At 64.0% G+C, this 22,458-nt stretch carries 1 protein-coding gene; it reads right to left on the bottom strand.

Translation table 11 applies throughout. The features are described 5' to 3' along the window. Nucleotides 1-84: 84 nt before the first annotated feature. Nucleotides 85-22,455, bottom strand: coding sequence for a beta strand repeat-containing protein (locus ACHEXK_RS02870; protein WP_416547868.1), 22,371 nt, complete (start codon nucleotides 22,453-22,455; stop codon nucleotides 85-87). Between the last annotated feature and the right edge of the window lie 3 nt (nucleotides 22,456-22,458).

Here is a 22,458-nt window from a genome sequence, read left to right as displayed (position 1 = left end):
AGGCCAGACCGCCTACAAGCAACAAAGCTGGTGCACACCTCACGGTGTGCACCAGCCTGTTAGTCCATAAGCGACTGAGGCGCGTCAGGTCGCCGAGACCGTCAGTGCCGTGTCGATCAACAACTGCGCCGCCCCCAGGTTGTAGCCCGTGTAAGTATTGCCGTTGATGGTGATCACGTTGGCCGGCTGCGTCACGGCCCAGTTGGCCAAGTCGCTCAAGACCACCTTGTCACCTGCATCACCCGTCACCATCAGTTGGTTGCGCGACACAGTGGCCCCCAGGTTGCCCGTGGTGCTGTTGGCCGCATTCCAGACGTTGGCACTGGTGAAGTTCTCCAGCAGATCGGCCACGGTCAGCTTCAGGGTGTTGTTGCCCGAACCGGTCAGATCAACCTTCTCCATGTTCTGCATCGCCACCGACTTGATGTTGGCCAGGTCGAGCACCAGGCCCGAACCGTCAAACTTCAAGGTGTCGATGCCGCCACCACCGTCAATGCGGGCAATGCTCTGGCTGGTGCCGGTCAAAGCCAGCTGTGCCAGGTTGTCGGCATTGACCTGCATGACATCGTGGCCCGCACCGCCGTACAGCACGTCTGCGCCACCACCACCGATCAGGGTGTCATTGCCCAAACCGCCCACCAACTGGTTGGTCCCAGTGGTGCCAGTCAGGGTGTCTGCAGCGGCGGTGCCGATGCGGTCGCCGTTGCTGGCCTGGAACACGGTCGATTGAAGCTCGCTTACGCCGCCATACACCACGTACACCTTGCCGTTGTCGGTCAAGGTGGCGTCGCCCAGGTGGTTGCCGATGATCACATCGTCAAAGCCGTCGCCGTTGATGTCGCCACCACCGCTCACGGAAACGCCCATGCGCTCATTCGCCAAGGGGTTGACGATGCGGAAGCCCTCGCTGCCGTCCAGGCTGGTGACCTGAACCGTGCCAGTTCCGGTCTTGCCAAACACAATGTAAGCCGCACCGGCCGAAGCACTGGTCGCACCATTGTTGACATAAGAGGCATTGGCGTGGGTAACGATGACATCGCTCAAACCGTCGCCGTTGAAATCGCCCGCACTACTGACCGAATAGGCACCATAGCTGGTTGTATCCAAGCCCAAGTTGATGGCAAAGCCGCCCACTCCAGCTTCGATGGCAGAGACATTCACCGGGTCGTTGTTGGTCTTGCCAAACACCACCCAGGCCGCGCCCTTGTTGGTCGATGACCCAACCAAACCCTGCGTGGACTGCAGCAGCACATCGGCCAAGCCGTCGCCGTTGACGTCGCTCACACCGGCCACATCGATACCGGCATAGCCCTCGCCGTTGATGCGGAAGCCCCTGCTGTTGCCAGCGGCGGTGAGTGTGCTGATGTCTACCGAGGTGTTGGTCGAATTGCCATAAACCACATACACGCTGCCCGCTGTAGCGGCTGTGGTGTTGGTGTTCCAGGCACCCAGCACCAGGTCGCTGTAGCCATCGCCGTTGATGTCTCCACTGCTCACGCTCGACAGCCTGGGCGTGGCCGAACCGTCGATGGCGGTGTCTGCGGTCACCATGAAACCCACGCCGTTGCTCGCGCCAAGTGTGGGCAACGTGTTCACCTCAACAGACGCGCCAGAGGCCTTGCCATAGATCAGATACACACGGCCATCGTTGGAACCAAAAGTCGGGTTGGCCACCAGCATGTCATCCAAGCCGTCGCCGTTCACATCGCCCGCGTTGCTCACACTCCAGCCTGCCGCTGTGGTGCCAGTGGTGTTGATCTTGAAGCCCAGCGAACTGGTGGCGTTGGTCAGGTTGGTGGCGGCCGTCAGGGCCGTGAGGTTGACCGCGGTGGTGTTGGCTTTGCCAAACACCACATAGGTGGCGCTGTTGGTGCCACTGGTGGTGTACTCCATCGGGTACCAACCGGCACTGACGGCGTAGCTGGCCCGGTTGGCCACCACCAGATCGGCCAGGCCGTCGCCGTTGATGTCGCCGCCACCCGTGACGGTGGCACCGCTCATTTCACCTGACGAAGCACCGTTGATCACAAAGCCGCGCGTGTTGCCAACGACCGTAAGCTCCGACAATTGCAGCGTGTTGGGTGACTGGCTGCCACCAAACACCACATAGCTGCGACCCACGTAGCCGAGCGCTCCGGGTGCACCGACGATGAAGTCGTCAAGCCCGTCGCCGTTCACATCGCCCGCGTTTGACACTGCATAACCCGCATTGTGGTAATTACCCTCACCCACCAGCGTGAAGCCGCGTGTCGCGACGGTGCTGCCCTCGTTGGCCTGCATGTCAAATGCATAGCGCACGCCGCTGACCGTGCTGGCTGCGCTGATCGCCGTGCCGCTCACCCCGTCGGCCTTGAATTGCTGCACCGACACGTTGAAGGTACCAAAGCCCTGCGCATCTACCACCGCATACGGAATGGTGATGACCGTGGGCGTGTTGACGCCCAACGCTGCGGTGAGTTTGTAGGTGTACTCTTGGTTGCCCCAGGTGAACTTGAGCCAGTCGCCAGCGGCAGCCGCGGTCTTGAGCACCACGCTGACCTGCACGCCATCGAGCGCTGCGCTGCGGTAGATGACGTTGGTGTTGACCACCTCACTCAGGCCCGTCATGACGCTGGTGGTGCCGTTGACGTTAGAGATGATGGGCGCGTTGACCGGCGGCGTGGTCGGTGCGGTCACAAAGTCCACCGCCGCACTGCTCACACCCACGGTGGTGAGGGGCACACCCGCAGCGTTGAACACCTGGGCAGTAATGCCCACTGTTTCTTTGGTGCCCGCAGCCGTGGCCGCCAACAATGCCGAAGCAGGTACCGCCACACGGGCTACACCGGCGGCCACGTCTGCGGCCGTGAGGGTGTAGAGCACGGCGGGCTGGTTTTCCCAGTTCACACGCACTTGGTCACCCACTGCCGCACCCAGGCCAGCCAGTGACACCAGCACTGGCGTGCCCGCCACGCTGCTGGTGCTGTTGGCATTGCCCGCGTCTTGCGCCTCGGCCAATGACAAGAAGCCAAAGCTCGAGAGCAAATCGGCCTCGGGCAAGGTGATGGCCGCTGCCGGCAAGAGCACAGGCACCACCTGCACACCCTGCTTGACCAGCACTTGGCTGCGCGTGGTGGCACTGGTGTACACGTCGTAAACACCGGCCGTGGTGGCGCTGCCTGCATAGGTCAAGCTGCCGGTTTCTTTGACAAAGCCTGCGCCCAAGCGCACGGTGTCTGCACTGCTGCCATCCACCACCACCTGGTAGTAGCTGGTTGAGCTGTCAAAGCCAGTGACGGTGCCTGTGACCGTCCAGCCGTTGGCGGTGTTGAAGCGGTTGTAGTCACCCACCGTGGCGTTCAGATCAAGTCCGTTTTCGATCTGCAAAGTGCCACCGGTGGCATTTAAATCGAAGCGCTCCAGGTTCTCCAAGCGCGTGCGGGCGCTTTGCAGGCTCAGCACCAATGGCTCGGCAAAGCGCAGCGTGTCCATGCCGCCACCGCCGTCCACACGAGCGATGTTTTGCGTGTCCACCCCAATGCGCACGGCCAAAGACCGCACGTTATCGGCATTGAGCACGAACACGTCGCTGCCCGCACCGCCCGCCAACATGTCGGCACCGCCAGCGCCCACCAAGGTGTCGTTGCCTTGGCCGCCCACGATCTGGTTGTTACCGCTGTTGCCCGTCAGGGCGTCATCGGCACCGGTTCCAATCAGGTCGCCGCGGCTGCTCTGGAAGACCATGGGGTTCAAGATGCTCGGGCCGCCGTAAATGATGTAGTCCACACCACCCGCTGTGGTGCCAGAGGCCTGGCCCACCCCGTTGTTGCTGGTGCTGATGGCGTTGGGCGAAGACACGATCAGGTCGGCAAAGCCGTCGCCGTTCACGTCACCACCACCCGAAACAGCGGTCAGTGCCTTGTCGCCCCCCAACACGCCGTCGATGCGGAAGCCTTCAGACACTTTCAGGTCGGTCAAAAACACAGTGCTGGAGCTGGTCTTGCCGTAAATCAGGTAACCACCGCCGGTATTGGCACCGTTGATCGTCATGGCCTGCTGGGCAAACACGAAGTCGTCCAGGCCGTCGCCGTTGAAGTCCCCCACCACCCTGGCCTGGGTGAACAAGTCGGGCGTGCCCGTGGTCACACCTTGCACCATGAAGCCATTGCTGCTGGTGCCACTGTTGAGATCTGTGATGTTGTAGTTGGCTGACGTGCTCTTGCCAAAATTGACGTACACAGCGGGGCCACTGACAGACATGACCATGTCGGCCTTACCGTCCCCGTTGATGTCGCCTGTGCCAATCATTTGACCATTCAAGCCGCCGAGACCCGAGATCGTGTAGCTCTGGCCCGCCGCTGTGGACAAGCCCGAAGCGCTGCCGAAGTACACATAGGCGTAGGTGGTGGTGCCGTCTTGGGCGTAGGTGCCGCGCAAGACCAAATCGATGTAGCCGTCGCCGTTCACATCGGCGCCGGTGGCGTAGTCCTGATAGCCAGTGGTCGTGCCCCCATTGTTATTTAGGCGGAAATTACTGCCGACGCCGTTTTGAATGCTCAGGCTGGTGGCATCGGCCACGCCATATTGCGCCTGGAATTCTCGCCATTGCGAATACATGGACACAACAAAGGCACTGCCCCAGTCCTGCACACCGTCACCATTGAGATCACCCAGGTTGTTCAGGCCAATGCTGGAGCTGACCTTCAAGCCATTGCTGTTAGCAGTAGTCGTCAGGGTACTGACCTGCACCGTGGCGGTGCTGTTGGCGCGGCCATAAACGATGTAGCTGCCTGACTCCACGCCGGCAATACTGATGTCGTCGAGACCATCCCCGTTGAAATCGCCATGGTCGATGTTCAGGCTGATCGAATAAGAAGAAGTCAAGCCTGCGATCATGAAGCCTTGGGTGGAGTTGCCCAAAGCAATGGATGAGAGGTCGACGTTTTGCGGAGCAGAACTGCCAAACACCACAAAAGCCGCGCCGTTGGCACTGTAGGTGGTTTGGCCTGCGCCAATCACCATGTCATCGTAGCCGTCACCGTTCACATCGCCGACCATCACAGTGCCTGGCGCGTTGCCTGCACTCTTGGCACCGATGTTGTCGCTAGGGCGGCCGTTGATGCGGTAGCCAAAGTTGTCCCCCGCCACACCGCCGGTATTGGCCAGCGGCAAGTCAAAGAAGTAGGTGGCGTTTAAGGTGGCCGAGCTGGCCTCTAGGGTGGTGCCCGTGACCAACAACTTGGCGCTGACGGTGACGTTGCCAAAGCTTTGCGCACTGATCACGCTGTAAGGCACCGTCACGTCCACATAGTGGTTGGTGATGTTGGTGGCACTCAGCGTGACCTGCGTGGTGGTGTCGGTGCCCCAGTTCAGTTGGATCACGTCACCGGCCACGGCTGGCACGGCACCCGTGCTGTAAGGCAGTTGCACACGCACTACGGTGCCTGAGGTGTTGGTGGGGGTGCTGGCTTCGCTGTACCAGAGGCGGTTGTCCACCGTGGTGGCCCCAGTGATGAAGGTGGGGCTGTTGCGGTCGTAAAGCGCCTCATGCACACCCTCCATTCGGCTGGTGTTGCCTACGCCGGCGGCCGTCCACGACACGTTGTTGATGGTGGGTGCGGTTGGCACGATGGTGATTTCGGCGCTGCTCACGTCGCTACGGGTCAAGGTGCCCGCGCCATTGGGTACGGTGGTGGTCACGTCCACGTTGTAGACGCCTGCACGGGTGAACACGTTGGCTGGAATGCCTGCACCATTGGTGGCTGTGCCCAGAGTCCAGTTGCCCGTATTCTGGTTATACGTCAGTTCGTTGTTGAGGTTGACACCGGTGCCGCCGCTGCCGGTGGTCAAGCCACTGACCGCACCCACACCCACCGTCAGGGTGTAGGTGGCCAGGGTGGCATTGGCATTGTCCTTGACAACGACCGTCAACATGTCTCCGTTTTGCAGCTTGAGCGTGTTGTTCAGGTTATCGATCTTGTTGGCCACACCGGTGATGGTGGGGGTCAACGTGGTGATGTTGAACTGGTTGATCACCGTGGGCAGGTCGGGCGGCGCGATGTTGATCACCACGCCGTTGTTGTTGTCGCTGGCCGTGTTGCCCGCAGCGTCGGTGACGCTGGCGGTGATGGCGTAGCTGTTACCGTGGTTGAGCAGCTTGGCATCGGCATCGCTCAGGGTGTAAGACCAGGTTCCTCCCGCTTGCACGGTGGTGATGTAGGTCTTGCTGTTCAGCGTGAGCGTGACGGTGCTGCCCACGTCGGCGTCGCTGCTGCCACTGATAACAGGTGGTGTGCTCACGCTGCTGTTCAGGGTATAGGTGCCGGTGTCAAAACCGCGCTCGCCGATGCTGAAGGTGCCGTTGATCGGCGCTGTGGGGGCGGCTGTGGTGGTGACCGCATCGCCGGCCACGCTCACGATGCCGATGGCGACTGCGGTGTCGATGGTCACGGGAACGGCCACAGGGCCGGTGACGGTGCCCCCCGCGGTGGTGCTGGTGATGCTCAGGTTTTGCACCCCCTGCACCAAAGCGGTGGTGGGTGTGATGGCCCATGAACCATCGGCCAACACCACGGTCATGCCCAAAATGGTGGTGCCGTTGGCAGCGTACAGCTTGATGGTGCTGCCCGGTGTGCCCTGCCCACTGATGGTGGGCGTGGTGTCGTTGGTCCGGTTGTCGCCAACCGTGCCACTGTCGCTGTCCGCCCGCAGGCCCGCGGTCAAGACGGGAATGGACGTGTCAATGGTCAGCTCGCTGCTTGTCGCATCGCTGCGGGTGTTGCCAGCCGCATCGGTGACGGTGGCTGTGACCGCATAGCTGCCCGAGGTGAAGCTGCCAAGGGTGCCAGTGGCGGGTGTAGCGGCCCCAGTATCGAGGCTCCAGGTGCCGTTGCTGGCCACGGTGACGTTGTAAGTGGCACCGTTGACGGTCACGGTGAGCGTTTCACCGGCAGCCAAGGTGGCGGTTCCGGTGAGCACAGGCGTGGTGTCGCCGGTGGTCAAGGGCGTGACCACGGGTGCTGCGGGGGCGGTCGTGTCCACCGTCACGGGCACGGTGGCCGGTGCGCTGGTGTTGCCCGCAGCATCGGTGGCGGTCGCCTTGAGGTTGTTCACGCCTTCGGCCAAGTTGACGCTGGGCGTGATGCTCCAGTTGCCACTGCCGTCGGCCGTGGTGGTGCCTAGCAGGGTCACACCGTCGGTGGCATACAGCTTGACGGTGCTGTTGGCCTCGGCCGTGCCGGTGATGACCGGGCGCACCAGGCTGGTCACGTTGTCGGTATTGCTGTTGCCCGTGTCGCTGGCGGTGGCCACATCGCCCACCGGGGCGGCGGGGATGGTTTTGTCAACCACCAGGCCGGTGGTGCCACTGCCGCTCAGGCCGTAGGCATTGGTCACGCTGGCGCTGATGGTTTGCGAGCCGCTGGCGATGGCGGCCACGGCCGTGCCCGGCACGCTGACCGAGAAGGTATTGAGCTGTCCACTGGCACCCGCTTGCACCAAGGCGGTGTAGTTCACACCATTGACCGTGACGGTCAGGGTGGCCCCCACGGGCGCGTCGGTCGTGCCGGTGATGGGCAGTGCCTGCGTGCTTTCGGCCAAGTTGAGCTTGCCGTCGGTGCTGACCGTATTGAAGGTGATGGTGGGCGCGGTGGCGGTGATGTGCAGCTCGGTGTCCGTGATGTCGGTTTTGGTGATACCACCTGCGGTGACGCTGACGGCCACTTCGTAGTCACCGGTGCTGGTGATGTTGCCGCTCGGAATGGCCAGGCTCCAGGTGCCTGCGGTGTAGGTCAGACCTGCGGGGCTGCTGGTGCCACCGATGGTCAGCGTGTAAGTGACGCTGTTGACCGTGACCGTGAGTGTGTCGGGACCGGCCAAGTTGACGAAGCTGCCGGGGTTGTTGGCATCCTCTTTTTTGGCCGAGCCGGTGATCGTGGGAGTCAAACTGCCGGTGAACTTTTCGACCACGGTCGGGGTGTCTGGCGGCGCGATGTTGACCACCAAACTGTTGTCGGTATCACTGCCGTTGTTGCCAGCCAAGTCGCTGACCATGGCCGTGATGGCGTAGCTGCTGCCATGCTTGAGGGCAATGGCTTGTGCGTCGGTCAGCTCTTTTGACCAGGTGCCATCACCTTGTACCGTGGTGGTGTAAGTCACGCCATTGAGCGTGAAGGTCACGGTTTGACCCACTTCAGCCGTGGTGGTGCCGCGGATCACGGGTTTGGTTGCCACGGTGGCGCTGTTGAGGGCACCGCGCTCGATGGCGTCAAAAGTGCCCACACCGTTGGCGGCAACGATGGCATCCCCCGCCACGCTGGTGACGCTGATGGTGGGTGCTGTCGCGTCCACATCCAGCGCTTGGCTTGCCTGTGGTGCGGTCAGACCCAGGGCGTTAGTCACGTCGGCGGTCAAGCTGTAGCTGCCATCTGCCGGGATGTCGGCCGATGGGATGTTCAGGGTGTAGGTGCCCCCCGCTTGCACAGTGGCGGTGTAGGTGCGCAACACGTTGTTGCTGCTGTCCATCATCTTGACGGTGACGGTCTGACCCGCCTCAACGAAAGTGGTGGTGCCACTGACGGCCACCGCGCCGGCTTTTTCGGCGGCGTTGATGGTGTTATCACCAGCCACAGTGCCAATCGTCACCGAAGGCATGTTGCCCGCCAAGGTGAAGCCGTCTGCATCGGCCGGGCTGGTGTTGCCAGACGGGTCGGTGAGGGTGGTGCTGGTGGTCCAGGCACCGTCGAGGTAACTGCTGGCCGGGTGCAAGGTGGCGTAAGGCACCGTCTGCGTGATGCTGAAGGGGCCACTGCCGCTGGCGGTGCCGCCTTGCGCGGGCGGCAATTCGGTCGCCAGCAAAGTGTGCGTGAGGGTGGTGGTGGTGCCATCGGGCGCGGTGACCACGGTGGTGACGACGTCGCCCACTTGGGCATCGGCAGGCACGGTCACGCTCAGGGCCACGCCATCGGCTGCCTCGGCCGCACTGACGCTGCCTGCCGCTTCGGCAATCGCCACAACGGGTGCGCTAGCGGCTTGGGTATCGATGGTGATGGACAAGCTAGGGCTGGCGGCACTGGCGTTGCCTGCGGCGTCAACCAAGGTGTAGGTGATGGTGTGCGGGCCGTCGGCGAGGGCCACCAACGGTGTCACGGTGCCGGTGGCGCTGTCGTAGCTGGCCTGGGTGGCCACGCCATCGACATACAGCACCACAAGGCCACCGGTAGGCGGTGCGCTCACGGCAAAGTTGGGGGTGCTGTCGCTGGTTTTGTTGTCAATGTCACTGCTGCCGCTGTCAGTCGCAGCCGTCATGTCTGGTGCGGCCGGTGTGGCGGGCGCAACCGAATCGATGGTGATGCTCAGCGGGTCGCTGGCCGGGCTGGCGTTGCCCGCCGGGTCCACCACTTGGTAGGTGATGGTGTGGGCCCCTTCGGGCAATGCCGTATTGGGCGTGACGGTGCCTGTGACCGCGTTGTAAGTGGCGGCCACGGCCACGCCGTTGACGTACAGCACCACGCTGCCGCCTGTGGGCGGCGCAGACACGGCAAAGTCAGGCGTGGTGTCGCTGGTGATGTTGTCGCTGTTGCTGGTGCCTTCGCTGTCGGTGGCCGCGGTCATGTCGGGCGCGGCCGGTTTGTTGGGGGCCATGCTGTCGACCTGGATGGTCAGCGCAGGACTGGAGGTGCCCAACTGGTTGTTGCCATCGAGCACGGCATAGGTGATGGTGTGCACGCCATCGCCCAAGGGGCTGTTGGGCGTGAGGGTGCCGTTGATGCCGTCGTAAGTGGCGGGCACAGCCACACCGTCCACATACAACACCAGGCTGCTGCCTGAGGGCGGCGGCGTGACGGTGAAAGTGGGTGTGCTGTCGCTGGTGATGTTGTCGCTGTTGCTGGCGCCCAGGTCGGTGCCAGCGGTCATGTCGGGCGCTGCGGGTGCAGGCGGCAAGCTGGTGTCAATGCGCAGTTCGCCGCTGCTGGTGTCGCTGGTACTGTTGCCCGCAGCATCGGTCACGGTGGCGGTGACGTTGTAAGTCTGGCCGTCGACCAGCGCGGCCAAGGTGCCGCTGCTGGGGGTTGCTGTGGCCAGGTCAATGCTCCAGGCGCCAAAGGCGTCCACCGTGGTGGTGTAGGTCGCCCCGTTGATGGTGACAGTGAGTGTTTCGCCTGCGCCCACGGTGGCGGTGCCACTGATCACGGGCGTCAGGTCGGACGTCGACAAGGCGCTGACCACCGGAGTGGCGGGCGCTGTCGCATCGATGGTCACTGGCACGGTGGTGGGTGCACTGGTGTTGCCCGCCGAGTCGGTGGCGGTGACAGAGACGTCGGCTGGGCCATCGGCGAGGGGCTGCGCGGGCGTGACGCTCCAGCGGCCATCGGAAGCCACGGTCGTGGTCAGCACTTCACCTGTGCCAGATATGGTCACAGTGATGGTGTCACCAGGCGTGGCCCCTGCCCCATTGATGGTGGGCGTGGTGTCGTTGGTGATGTTGTCGGTGTTGTTGCTGCCGCTGTCACTGGCTTCAGCCACGTCGGCTGCAAGGGCTGCGGGTGCGGTCGTGTCGATGGTGACAGGCACGGTGCCGGGGGCGCTGGTGTTGCCCACCGGGTCGGTGGCCGTGACCTTCAGGTTGTGGAGGCCTTCGGCCAAGGCACTGGTCGGGGTGACGGCCCAAGTGCCATCGGGCGCGACCACTGCGCTGCCCAGCAAGGTGGTGCCGTTGGGCGCGTAGAGCTGGATGGTGTCACCGGGTGTGCCAGTGCCCACAATGGTGGGCGTGCTGTCGTTGGTGAGGTTGTCGGTGTTGCTGGTGCCACTGTCGCTGCCAGCGGCCACGTCGCCCATGGGCGTGGTGGGCGCGACGGCATCGACCACTTCGGTGTCCGACAGGTTGTTGGTGGTGTCTTTGGCCTTGACGACAGTGCCATCGGCCAAGGGTGTTCCAGGGGTGGCGGACCAGGTGCCGTCAGAGGCGACCGTGACGACCAGCGGTGCGCCATTGGCGTCGGTGATTGGGGTGCCGTCAGGCAAGGTCAAGGCAATCTGATGGCCTGGGTAGCCGGTGCCGGTGAGCACAGTGCCATTGGTGGGGTTGATGTTGGGGACGTTGTTGTCCACCGTGGTCGTGCCCGGGTTGCTGACGTTGCCCGCCACATCGGTCTGGGTGACCGACAAAGCCGTGCCATTGGCGATGGTGGCGCTGGGTGTCAGGCTCCAAGTGCCGTCGGCGGCGACCACGGCAGTGCCGATGACGTTGTTGGCACCGTCCACAAGGGTGACGGTGGCTCCGGCTTCACCGGTGCCCAAAATCTCGCCACGGCCGTTGGTGGGGGTGATCACAGGGCTGGCCACGACGGTGTCGATCACCACCGGCAAGGTGGCTGGCGCACTGGTGTTGCCAGCGAGATCGGTGGCGGTGATCTCGAAGTTGACCGGGCCATTGGGCAGGGCCACGGTGGTCTGGAAGCTCCAAGTGCCGTCGCTGGCTACCGCGGTGGTGCCCAGGGTGTTGCCGTCGGCATCTTTGATGGTGATGGTGTCGCCAGCCACGCCTGTGCCTGCCAGCAAGGGGGTGCTGTCGTTGGTGATGTTGTCGCTGGTCAAGCCGCTGTTGCTGCTGTTGTCCAGAAAGGCCACAGGCGCAGCCGGGGCTGTGGTGTCGATGGTGAGGTTCACCAAGGTGGCGAGGCTGATGTTGCCCTGCGGGTCAGTGGCGGTGACCGACACGTTGGCTGTGCCATCGGCCAAAGCCTGTGTGGGCGTGACGCTCCAAGTGCCGCTGCTGTCCACGGTGGTGGTCAGCACTTCGTTGGTGCCAGGCATGGTCACGGTGATGGTGTCACCCGGCGTGGCGCCGCCACCGCTGATGGTGGGCGTGTTGTCGGCCGTGATGTTGTCGGTGTTGCTGCTGCCGGTGTCGCTCAAGGCGGCGACATCGGCCGCTGGCGCATTGGGCGCTGCGGTGTCAATGGTCACGGGTACCGTGCTGAAGGCGCTCACGTTGCCTGCAGGGTCGGTCGCGTTGACCTTGAAGTTGTTCAGGCCATCGGGCTGAACGGTGCTGGGCGTGATGGCCCAAGTGCCGTTAGAAGCGACCACGGCAGTGCCCAGCAAGGTGGTGCCGTCGGGTGCGTAGAGCTTGATGGTGTCGCCAGCAGTGCCGGTGCCTACAATTTCTGGCGTGTTGTCGCGGGTGATGCTGTCACCCACGATGCCGCTGTCGCTGGCCGCGGCAAGCGCAGCCACAGGGGCAGCCGGCACGCCGGTGTCGATGGTGACGGGCAGCGCCGCCGGGTCGCTGATGTTGCCCGCCGGGTCGGTGGCCGTCACGCTCAGGTTGTTCAGCCCGTTGGGCAGCGCGTTCGCCGGTGTGGCGCTCCAGTTGCCGTTGCTGTCGACCAAGGCGGTCGCGATGACGTTGCCATTGGCGTCTTTGATGGTGATGTTGTCGCCGGCCACACCGGTGCCGCTCAGGGTGGGCGTGTTGTCGTTGGTGAGGCTGTCGCCTTGTGCGCCAGTGTCGCTGCTCGGGTCGAGCACGGCGCTTGGGGCCGCTGGGGCTGTGGTGTCAATGGTGACGGGAACGGTGCCCGGCGCACTGGTGTTGCCGGCCGGGTCGGTGGCGGTCACTTGCAGGTTGTTCAGACCCGTTGGCAAGGCGCTGGACGGGGTGATGGCCCAAGTGCCATCGGCAGCCACCACGGTGGTGCCCAGCAAGGTGGTGCCGTCGGGTGCATACAGCTTGATGGTGTCGCCAGGCGTGCCGGTGCCCACGATCTCGGGCGTTGTGTCGCCGGTCAGGTTGTCGGTGTTGCTGCTGCCGGTGTCGCTGGCAGCGGCCACATCGCCTGCGGGTGCAGACGGCGCTGTGGTGTCGAACAGCAGTTCGTTGGTGGTGCTGTCGTTGGTGCTGTTGGGTCCGTCTGTCACCGTGGCGGTGACAGGGTAGCGGGTGCCGTTGACAAAAGCGCCCAAAGTGCCACTGGTGGGCGTGGCTGTGCCCGTGTCCAGACTCCAGGTGCCGTTGCCAGACACGGTGACCGCATAAGTCGCACCGTTGAACGTGACATTCAGCGTCTCGCCGGCTTCCAGCACTGCCGTACCGGTCAGCACCGGGGTGCTGTCGTTGGTGGCCAGCGGGTTCACGGTGGGGGTGGATGGCGCGGTGTTGTCAAACAGCACTTCGTTGCTGGTACTGTCGCTGGTGGTTTTGCCAGCCAGGTCGGTGGTGGTGGCGGTCACGGGGTAGCGGGTGCCACTGACGAATGCACCCAAGGTGCCGCTGGCGGGTGTGGCGGTGCCGGTGTCCAGGCTCCAAAGGCCGCCCAAGCCGACGGTGACGTTGTAGGTCGCGCCGTTGACGGTCACTTGCAGTGTTTCGCCCGCGCCCAGTGTGGCGGTGCCGGTCAGCACAGGCGTGCTGTCGTTGGTGGTGAGCGGGTTGACGGTGGGCGCTGCGGGGGCCGTGGTGTCGATGAGGACAGGCACGGTGGTGGCGGGGCTCACGTTGCCAGCCGGGTCGGTGGCCGTCACGGTGACGTTTTGTGCGCCATCGGGCAGTGCGTTGTTGGGCGTGACGCTCCAGGTGCCATTGGCGGCGACCACAGCGGTTTTGACTTCACCACCGGGGAAGGTGACGGTGATGGTGTCGCCGGCCGTGCCGGTGCCACTGATCGTGGGTGTGTTATCTGAGGTGTTGTTGTCGGTGTTGCTGGCACCGGTGTCGCTGGCAGCCGCCACGTCGGCCACAGGTGCGGCAGGCGGCGTGGTGTCGATGACCAAGGCCACGGTGCTGGCCGGGCTGACGTTGCCTGCCGGGTCGGTAGCGGTGACGCTGACGTTGTGCGGGCCATCGGCCAGCGGGGTGGTGGGCGTGACGCTCCAGACGCCATTGACCACAACAGCGGTTTTGACTTCGCCGCCAGGAAAGGTGACGGTGATGGTGTCACCGTTGGTGCCAGTGCCCGAGATGGTGGGCGTGGTGTCGCGGGTGAGGTTGTCGGTGTCGCTGCTGCCGCTGTCGCTGGCGGCGGCCACGTCAGCCACGGGTGCCGCAGGGGCAGACGTGTCGACGGTCACGGCCAGAGATGCACCCGGGCCTTCGTTGCCCGCAGGGTCGGTGGCTTTGGCGGTGAGGTTGTTGATGCCATCGGGCAAGACGCTGGCCACGGTTGTCCAGTTGCCATTGCCGTCGACCAGAGCGGTGGCAATCACCTGACCTTGGGCGTTGTAGACCTTGATGGTGTCACCGGGCTCGCCCGACCCGCTGAGCGCGGGTGTGTTATCGCTGGTCAGGTTGTCGGTGCTGCTGGCGCCGGTGTCGCTGCTGGCCACCAGATCGAGGGTGGGAGCCACGGGCGCGGTGGTGTCAATGACCACAGGCACGTGGCTTGCAGGACTGGTGTTGCCTGCAGGGTCGGTGGCCGTGACGAGCACGGTTTGTGCGCCATCTGTCAAAGGGTTAACGGGCGTGACGCTCCAGGTGCCGTCAAGGGCCACCACAGCCGTCAGCACTTCTCCCGTTCCGGGCATGGTGACCGTGATGGTGTCGCCGGCCGTGCCGGTGCCACTGATGGTGGGCGTGGTGTCGCTGGTGTGGTTGTCGGTGCTGCTGGGACCGGTGTCGCTGCCTGCGGCCACGTCGGCTGCGGGGGCGGCAGGCGCTGTGGTGTCCAACTCGAAGCTGCCCGCACGTGCTGGGCCGGTGTTACCGGCCAGGTCGGTGATGGCGGTGCTGGTGTTCCAGGTGCCGTCGACTGTGAGGTTGGCGGTGGGAATGACTTGCGTCACGGTGCCAGCGGCCACATCGGCAGCAGTCAGCACGCTGCTCAGGGTCAGGGTTGTGCTGTCTGGCAGGGTGACGGTGGTGGTGACCACGTCGCCCACAGTGGCGTTGCCGGGCAGGCTGATGTCGAGCGGGGTGCCGCCCATGCTGGCGGCTTCAGCAGCGTTCACACCAAAGCCAGATTCGGGCAGGCTGACGCCCGGCTCACCCGGTGCTTCGGTGTCGAGCACGAAGGCGCCTGACTGGGGCGCACTGACGTTGCCAGCCGCATCCGTGAGGGTTGTGCGGGTGGTCCAGTTGCCGTCCACGCTCAATTCGTTGGTGGCAATGACTTGGGTAATGCTGCCTGCAGTGATGTCGTTGGCGGTCAAGACGTGGGTGAGCACGAGGGTGCTGCCGTCGGCTTTGGTGACGAGGCTGGTGACGGTGTCACCGGCCACCGCATCTTGCGGCAGGCTGATGACCAAGGGCGTTCCGCCCACACTGGCTTTTTCTGCGGCATTCACACCGCTGATCGATTCGGGCAAGGCCACAGCGGGCGTGCTGGGTGCGGTGGTGTCGATCAACAGAACTTCGGAATCGGTGCGGCTGAGGCCAAAGATGTTGGTGACGCTGACCTGCGGTGTGAGGCTGCCGTCAGCAATGGCCGCGATGTGGGCACCCGAGACCGGGATGCTGAAGGTGTTGAGACCGCCATTCACGCCGGGCATGACGATGGCGGTGTAGGTCTGGCCACCCAGACCGGTCAGGGTGACGGTTTGGCCGACTTCGGCGTCGGTGGTGCCGGTGACGGTCAGGCTTTGGTTTTTTTCAAAGCCATTGATGACGCTTTGGTTGTTCGCGTTGGGCGAAATGGGGGAGAGTGTGATGACGGGCGGCGTGGTGTTAAGGACCAGCTCACCGGTGCTGATGTCGCTGCGGGCAGGAATGCCCGCAGCAGTGACGCTGACGGCCACGTTGTAGGTGTTGTCATCGGCCAGGCCGAAGCTGCCGGCGGTGGCCGTGTTCAGGGCCCAGGCCTTGGTGGTCGGGTTGTAACTGACGCCGGGCAGGCTGGTGCCGCTGCTTTGTGTGCTGTCGATGGTGGCAGTGACGGTGACGCCGTTGAGCGTGAAACTCAGGATGTCGCCGTTGGCCAGTGCAATGGGGCTGCCGTTGGCCAGCTTTTGTGCGCCGCCGGTGATGACGGGCGTGAGGCTGCTGGCGTATTGCTGGTCAATGGTCGGCACATCGGGCGGTGCGATGTCGACCACCAAGCCGTTGTTGGTGTCGGGCACGGCAGGGTTGCCGGCGACGTCGCTCACGCTGACGCGGATGTCGTAGGTGTTGCCATGCACCAGGGCTTTGGCGTCGGCCTGACCCAATGTGATTGACCAGGTGCCACCGGTTTGCACGGTGGTTGTATAGACCACGTGGTTGAGCAACACGGTGACGGTTTGGCCCACCTGCGCATCGGTGGTGCCGCTGATGACAGGCGGCGTGGTGACGGTATCGCTCAGGGTGTAGTCGGTGGTGTTAAAGCCACGCTCGACACCATTGAAGACACCGTTGCCTGAGCTGCCCACCGTGTCGGCAGCGACACTGGTGACGGTGACCACCGGGGCCACGGTGTCGAACAAAACGCTTTGGTTTTGTTGCGCGGCAGGCGTGCCAGCGCTGTTGCTGACATCGGCCTTGAGGTTGTAGTTGCCGTCGGTAGGCAAATCGGCCTGGGGAATGTTCAAGGCGAAGCTGCCGTCAGGCTTGACGGTGGTGTAGTACTTGCCGACCACCGTGCTGCCGTTCATGAGGGTGACGGTGACGGGTTGGCCGGGTTCAGCGCTGGTGTTGCCGGTGATGGGCAGATTCCCTGATTTTTCGACAGCATTGACGATGTTGTCGCCAGTGACAGGTGCGAGCGTCAGGCTGGGCGCGTTAGCGGCCAGGCGGAAGCTGTCGGGCTGAGGTGGGCTGGTGTTGCCGGCGATGTCGGTGATGGTGGTGCTGGTGGTCCAGTTGCCGTCGTGGTATTGGCCAGGCACAGGGCCGCCGAGTTCGGCGTTGGTGACGGTTTGCACGATGGTGCCCACGGTGACCATGGCTTCGGTCAGCACCGTGGTGCGGGTCAGGGTGCCGCCGTTGGGCAGCGTGATGACGGTGGTGACGATGTCACCGGCGGCCACGTCTTGCGGCAAGGTGATGCGCAGGGCCACGCCGTCGAGGGCTTCGGCCCTGCTGACGCCTTGGGGTGCATCGGGAATTTGTACGCCAGGGGTGGACGGTTCGTTGTCCACGTTCAGGTTGAAAACACCCGAGGTCTGAACGACCGCGCTGCCCTGTTGCACTTTGGCTTCGTAGGCATAGGTGCCATCGACCAGCGGGGTGCTGCCATCTTGGAAAGTCCAACTGTTGCCATTGACCGTGGCATTGCCGATGAAGACGCCCTCACGGTAAATGGCCAAAGTTTGTCCGGTCGCCAGTGGTGTGCCCAAGCTGCCGTTCAGCTGAGGGCTGCGGTCGTTGGTGTAGGCACCGTCGTCCAATAGACCGATGCGGGGGCCTTGGTCGTCAATGGCATTCGTGATGAGCAATGCACCAGTGTCAACCACGCCTGCACCGGGGCCACTGGGGTTACCTGCCGGGTCGGTGGCGGTGGCGCTGAGGACCGTGTTGTCGGCCAGCGGTGCGGTGGGTACCAGTGTCCAGTTGCCACCGGGGCCCACGGGACCGGCCGTGCCAATGATGTTGCCCTGCCCATCACGCACGGTGATGAGCGTGCCGGGCTCTGCCGTGCCCGTGATGATTTGGCCGTTGCTGGGCGAAATGGCCGGTGCATCGGGCGCGTCGGTGTCGAGCAAAAAGCTGCGCTGGCTGGGCGCACTGGTGCCTTGGGCGTTGGTGCGGGTGGTCGAGACTTGGTAGATCCCATCCACCGGCAATTCGGCTGGGCCCATGAGTTGGGTGATGGCGCCAGCACTCACGTCGGCGGCGTCGAGCACACGGGTCAGATTCAGGGTGGTGCCGTCAGGCAGGCTGATGCGGCTGGTGACGATGTCGCCCACTGCCGCGTTGGCAGGCAGGCTGATTTCAATCGGCACGCCGCCGTCCGAGGCCTTTTCGGCTGCGGTGACATAACCAGCATAGGCCAGGGGATCATCGGCTTCGGGGATGGTGATGACGACTGCGTTGGGGTCGGTGGTACCGGCACCGGGGGCCGAAGCATTGCCTGCAGCATCGCGAGCAGAGGCAGTGAGCGGCGTCACGCTGGCCAGCCAGTTGGCTTGCGCCAGGGGCAGACTCCAGTAGCCGAGCGCGTCTGCGGTGACCGTACCCAACACGGCACCGGATGCATCAAAAATGGTGACCACGTTGCCGGGGTCGGCGCTGCCGGTGATGACTTTGCCGTTACCCGTGTCTATCACGGGCGTGTTGGGGGCCGCATTGGCCACGGGCGCGCTGAGGGCATCAGCGCCGACCACTTTGACAGGGGTGTCCAGCAACGGCTGCGCCGCGGTCGAGGTGAGCGTGAAATGGCCCGCGGCATCGACCAGGGTTTGCTGCGTGCTGCCATCGGGCAAGGTGACGGTGAGCATGACGCCTGGCAACGCCGTGCCACTGACGACCAAGCGACCTTGGGCGTTGACCGTTTGCTCGGTCACCATGATTTCACCGAGCAACTGGCGGTTGAGCGCGGTGTCGTTGTCGGTATCGCCTGAACCCGCATTGAACGTGGTGTCTGCGGTCACAAGGTTGCTCAGGGCCTTGGCACGTCCTTGGTCGACCAAAGTGGCGCCCGTGGTGGAGAGCGCGTTGCCAGTCAAATTAGCGGCCAGCATGTCGAGCGACACGGCCATATTGCCGGCGTTCAGGCTGTCCAGACCGGAGAGTTTGGTCAGGGCCAGACCGTATTTTTCGGCATCGCTGAGGCCATTTCGGGCGTCAAATGTGCTGCTGTTGGTCGTGGTGACAGCGCCTGTGATGTTCATGCTGCCCAAACCGAAAGCATTGGCCACGTTGGTGTTGGCCGTTTGAGCGGCCGTGACACCCACAGGGGTCGTCCCCAACACACCCGCCTGGCGCACGGCCAATTCAGTCAGGGGCGTGATGTTGATGATCAGATGGGCGTCCGGCCCTGTCACGGTGAACAAGGTTTCGCCTGTTTGCGCAACGCCCAAAGCGCGCAGCTCGGCGTTCAGGCTTTTTTGCGCTGCCGTGACTTCGTCAAGGTAGTTGGTGCCACTGTCGTTGCTGTCCACCACCCTGAGCAGCACGGTGCCCCGGTAGTCACCACGCGAGAGTGCATTGATGCTGTAACTGCCATTGCTCTGAATTTGCGTCTGCCCCAACACTGCACCGTTCAAGTCATAGGCATAAAGCGTGACGCCAGCGCTGACCGGGCCAGCGGCGACCTGACCGGTGATGAGCAAGTCGCCCACAATGCTCAGCCGCACCAGGGTCGGTGTACTCACCTTGCCTGCCGGATCGGTGGCGATGACGCTGACGTCACCTGTCAAATTCACAGCCAAAGCCTGCGTGGGCGTGACAGACCAGGTGCCGTTGGAGGCCACCGTGGTGGTGAGCACTTCGCCGGTGCCAGGCATGGTGACGGTGATGGTGTCACCGGCAACGCCAGTGCCTGCAATGGTGGGTGTGGTGTCTGCGGTGATGTTGTCGCTGTTGCTTGAGCCAGTGTCACTGGCCGCGGCCACATCGGCCGGCGGAGCAGCCGGTGGTGTGGTGTCAATGGTCACCGGCACCAAGGTGGCGGTGCTCCTGTTGCCTTGAGGGTCGGTGGCGGTGACGGATACGTCTGCCGTGCCGTCGGCCAAGGCCTGTGTGGGCGTGACGCTCCAAGTGCCGTTGGCGGCCACGGTGGCGGTCAGCACTTCGTTGGTGTCGGGCATGGTGACGGTGATGGTGTCACCCGGCGTGGCGCCGCCACCGCTGATGGTGGGCGTGTTGTCGGACGTGATGTTGTCGGTGTCGCTGCGGCCCGTGTCGCTGGCAGCGGCCACGTCGGCGGCAGGCGCTGCGGGCGCTGCGGTATCGATGATCACGGGTACCGTGCTGAAATCGCTCACGTTGCCTGCAGGGTCGGTCGCGTTGACCTTGAAGTTGTTCAGGCCATCGGGCTGAACGGTGCTGGGCGTGATGGCCCAAGTCCCGTTAGAAGCGACCACGGCAATGCCCAGCAAGGTGGTGCCGTCGGGTGCGTAGAGCTTGATGGTGTCGCCCGCGGTGCCGGTGCCCACAATTTCTGGCGTGTTGTCTTTGGTGATGCTGTCGCCGGGGATGCCGGTGTCGCTGGCCGCGGCCAGTGCGGCAGCGGGCGCAGCCGGCACGCCGGTGTCGATGGTGACGGGCAGCGCCGCCGGGTCGCTGATGTTGCCCGCCGGGTCGGTGGCCGTCACGCTCAGGTTGTTCAGCCCGTTGGGCAGTGGGTTCGCTGGTGTGGCGCTCCAGTTGCCGTTGCTGTCGACCAAGGCGGTCGCGATGGCGTTGCCATTGGCGTCTTTGATGGTGATGGTGTCGCCGGCCACACCGGTGCCGCTCAGGGTGGGCGTGTTGTCGTTGGTGAGGCTGTCGCCCTGCACACCGGTGTCGCTGCTCGGGTTGAGCACAGCGGTTGGGGCGGCGGACGCAGCCGTGTCGATGGTCACGGGCACGGTGCCCGGCGCGCTGGTGTTGCCGGCCGGATCGGAGGCCCTCACTTGCAGGTTGTTCAGACCCGTTGGCAAGGCGCTGGACGGGGTGATGGTCCAAGTGCCATCGGCAGCCACCACGGTGATGCCCAGCAAAGTGGTGCCGTCGGGGGCGTAGAGCCGGATGGTGTCGCCGGCGGCTCCAGTGCCCACGATCTCGGGCGTGGTGTCGCGGGTCAGGTTGTCGGTGTTGCTGGTGCCGGTGTCGCTGGCAGCTGCAACGTCGCCTGAGGGGATGGCGGGCGTGGTGGTGTCGATCGTCACAGGCACCAAGGTGGGCAAGCTGATGTTGCCAGCCGGGTCGGTGGCCGTGACGGACACATTGGCGGTGCCTTGGGCCAGCGGCTGCGTGGGTGTGACAGACCAGTTGCCGCTGCTGTCCACGGTGGTGGTCAGCACCTCGCCCGTGCCGGGCATGGTGACGGTGATGGTGTCACCGGCCACGCCGGTGCCTGCAATGGTGGGGGTGGTGTCGCTGGTGACGTTGTCGGTGTTGCTCGAGCCGGAGTCGCTGGAAGCTGCAACGTCTGCTGGCGGAGCGGCCGGCGCTGTGGTGTCGATCGTCACAGGCACCAAGGTGGGCAAGCTGATGTTGCCCGCCGGGTCGGTGGCCGTGACGGACACATTGGCGGTGCCTTGGGCCAGCGGCTGCGTGGGTGTGACAGACCAGTTGCCGCTGCTGTCCACGGTGGTGGTCAGCACCTCGCCCGTGCCGGGCATGGTGACGGTGATGGTGTCACCGGCCACGCCGGTGCCTGCAATGGTGGGGGTGGTGTCGCTGGTGACGTTGTCGGTGTTGCTCGAGCCGGAGTCGCTGGAAGCTGCAACGTCTGCTGGCGGAGCCGCCGGCGCTGTGGTGTCGATCGTCACAGGCACCCAGGTGGGCAAGCTGATGTTGCCAGCCGGGTCGGTGGCCGTGACGGACACATTGGCGGTGCCTTGTGCCAGCGGCTGCGTGGGTGTGACAGACCAGTTGCCGCTGCTGTCCACGGTGGTGGTCAGCACCTCGCCCGTGCCGGGCATGGTGACGGTGATGGTGTCACCGGCCACGCCGGTGCCTGCAATGGTGGGGGTGGTGTCGCTGGTGACGTTGTCGGTGTTGCTCGAGCCGGAGTCGCTGGAAGCTGCAACGTCTGCTGGCGGAGCCGCCGGCGCTGTGGTGTCGATCGTCACAGGCACCAAGGTGGGCAAGCTGATGTTGCCCGCCGGGTCGGTGGCCGTGACGGACACATTGGCGGTGCCTTGGGTCAGCGGCTGCGTGGGCGTGACAGACCAGGTGCCGTTGGGGGCCACGGTGGTGGTCAGCACCTCGCCCGTGCCGGGCATGGTGACGGTGATGGTGTCACCGGCCACGCCGGTGCCTGCAATGGTGGGGGTGGTGTCGCTGGTGACGTTGTCGGTGTTGCTCGAGCCAGAGTCACTGGAAGTGGCGACATCGGCCACTGGGGCAGCTGGCGGCACATTGTCCTGAGGTGGCGCATTGACAGAAATCACATGGCCACCGGACTCCAAGGTGGCATTTTTCCAGCGCCCAAGCAAGTTCTGAATTTCCTGGCGTACGCCCTCGTCACCGTTGTAACGGCCATCCTTGTGGTTTTGAGCGTCACGATCTTGGGATTGAGCCCATTGCTGTTGCAGTTGATCGTGCGACATGGGTGTTGCCACCACATCGTCGGCCAGTTTCCAGACCAAATCTTCGTTGTCAGAGATTTTTTGCTGTGGTTCGCGTCCTTTAACCACCCAAGGATTACCCGGAACGCCCGTGTCAAGCAAATAGTGGGGCGCCTCGGCAGCATCGACTCCGGGCGCATAAAAGCCGGACAAGGTCAGGACTTTTTGACCTTGGACCTCCACGACCAAGTCACCGCCACGACGCCATAACACCAGCTTTTCAGGCTGCGCCCCCACCTCGTCTTTGAGGCGGTAAATGGTGCGAGGCTTTGCCGTAACAGCGGCTTGCACAGCTGTTTCGGTGATGATGGAGCCTTGGATCTGAAGGAGTTTGTATTGGGCCATTTT

Origin of the sequence: Limnohabitans sp. DCL3 (genome assembly GCF_048019295.1) — a bacterium.
In the GTDB taxonomy this organism is placed as follows: domain Bacteria; phylum Pseudomonadota; class Gammaproteobacteria; order Burkholderiales; family Burkholderiaceae_C; genus Limnohabitans_A.
This window is presented reverse-complemented; position numbering and strand designations above follow the sequence as displayed.

Bases quoted from the DNA above. Each gene is read 5' to 3' on its own strand.
- ACHEXK_RS02870 (WP_416547868.1), bottom strand. From the start codon at position 22,455: ATGGCCCAATACAAACTCCTTCAGATCCAAGGCTCCATCATCACCGAA.